Below are 2,457 nucleotides of genomic sequence, written 5' to 3' on the forward strand. Positions count from 1 at the left end.
GTGCGCCCATAAGGGGGCAAGGAAAAACGGTGATTGCAAGCTGTTAGGTCAACCCTAAAAGACCTAGTATCACTTGGCTAACCTTGGAGGGAAACTGAAAGGGGACAACAGCATGCCAAGAAAGCCGTAAGTTGGCTAAACATCAAGTCAAGACTGAGCGGCAAGATATAAAGTATAGATAAGGATGAAAGCTAAACTGCTTGAATGATAGCACAAGGGAGGCCACCGTAACTAGTCTCGAAAGATGTTTATAAACGAGATTCAACAGATATCATAAAGATAGTGTGAGTCATCTTATATGAATAGGGTTATCTGTTGCCCACTTCTATATGGAAGAAAAGTGTGAACGTCACATCCGACACTATACGTGCAAATTCCTTGTTTACTAAATGGGGATTGTCTAAGTTAGAATGCCTGCGAGGCTATTGAGGATAACTTCAAGATGTAACAGTCAAGAAGTATGGCTCATGAATATCTAATATGACAACGGAGCCTTCGTAGTAGTCAGAGCTAGGGAAAGCCTAGTACAGGGCGAAGGAAGGCAGTCTGTTAGCTTATTACCAAATTGGGGAGGTGCGAAAGGCACTATGCAATGTCCAAAAATAGTACTAAGCAATCTGCGAACGAAGAGTCTTAATAAGGAATATCAATATACAAGACTTTATCGTAATTTATATAACCCAGATTTCTTTTTATTAGCATACGATAATCTAAGTAAAAATGATGGCGCATTAACGATAGGAGTAGACCAAAGGTCTATTGATGGTTTTTCTATGAAGGAAGTGGAAGACTTGATAAGTGTTTTAAAAAGTAAAAGCTATCAACCATATCCATCTAGAAGAACCTATATTGAAAAGAAAAATGGCAAGAAAAGGCCATTAGGAATTCCTAGCTTTTATGATAAATTAGTCCAAGAAGTTATACGTATGATACTAGAAGCAATATACGATTCAAGCTTTTCTAGTTCATCACATGGATACCGAAAAGGAAAGGGATGCCATAGTGCGTTATTAGAGATAAAGCGCACATTTACAGGTAGTAAATGGTTTATCGAAGGAGATATTAAAGGATTTTTCGACAATATTGAACATCATACTCTAGTTACAATTCTTAAAAGAAGAATAAAGGATGAGGCGTTTATAGAGTTGATCTGGAAATTCTTACGAGCTGGATATTTAGAAGAATGGAAATTTCATAATACCTATAGTGGAGCGCCTCAAGGTGGAATCATTAGTCCAATACTTTCTAATATTTATCTAAATGAATTAGATACTTATATGAAAAAGTATCAGGATAGATTTGAATCAGGGAAAAAGCGACAAATAAATAAAGAGTATAGTAATTTACAGTATAAAGTGCGGAAGATTCAAGAGAAAATCGATACTGCCTATCTAAATGGAGAAGTAACACGAATTACGGAACTAAAAGAACAACAAAAAGTTTTGAAAGGGAAGTTGTTACAAACACCTTATAATAATCCAATGGATGAAAATTATAGAAGGCTCAAATATGTAAGATATGCGGATGACTTTCTTATTGGAGTAATAGGTTCTAAAGAGGATGCAATTCTTATTAAAAATGAGATAGCTTCATTTTTGAAAGAAGAGATAAAACTAGAATTATCTATGGAAAAGACTCTGATAACAAATGCCTTCAAGAAACACGCTAAATTTCTAGGATTTGAAATTAAAGTGTTTAAAAGTGAAACAACACGCATTAACAGTCTTGGGAGAGCTTCTAGGGTTCTTAACGGTAAAATTCAATTGAAAATGCCACATGAGGCATGGATAAAGAAACTTCAAAAGTATCAGGCCATTAAAATGTGTGCCGATGGCACTTGGAAACCTCAGCCAAGAGGATATTTCCAACACAATGAAGATTTAGAGATTATCACGCAATATAATAGCGAAATTCGAGGGTTATACAATTACTATCGACTAGCTGAAAATGTGAGCAATCACATGCACCGCTTTGCATATTTCATGTATTATTCAATGTTGAAAACTTTTGCGTCAAAATACAGAACACGTACGAAACAAATTCGAGAGAAATACGAAAAGTACGGACAATTTACTGTACAGTATGAGACAAAGAAAGGAATGAATAAAGTTCATTTCATTGAAAGAAAGTTTCCAATGACAAGAAATTTATCACTAGAAGGAACAGACATTTTACCAAATACTCGGCATGTAATGAGTACCACTAAATTGTCAGATAGAATCAAGGCGGAAACATGTGAACTATGCGGAACTAGCAATGTTGTGATACATATGCATCACATTAAGAGATTAAAGAATCTACGAGCAAAGTCAAATAAATCATATCTTGAACAACAAATGATAGCGAGAAATCGAAAGACTATCGCACTCTGTAAAGAGTGTCATATGAAAAGACACAAGGGCGAGATATAAAATGCAGAAGACAGATGGAGAGCCGGATACATTGAGAGATGTAAGT

1 protein-coding gene is annotated in these 2,457 nt (G+C 35.4%); it reads left to right on the forward strand.

The window, feature by feature from the left end:
- Nucleotides 1-587 precede the first annotated feature (587 nt).
- Entirely contained in the window at nucleotides 588-2,411 is a 1,824-nt protein-coding gene (locus ACS2CR_RS33920; RefSeq protein ID WP_097920007.1) for a reverse transcriptase/maturase family protein, read from the forward strand.
- Nucleotides 2,412-2,457 lie beyond the last annotated feature (46 nt).

The sequence above is a fragment of the Bacillus cereus group sp. BceL291 genome, from assembly GCF_051776705.1.
In the GTDB taxonomy this organism is placed as follows: domain Bacteria; phylum Bacillota; class Bacilli; order Bacillales; family Bacillaceae_G; genus Bacillus_A; species Bacillus_A cereus.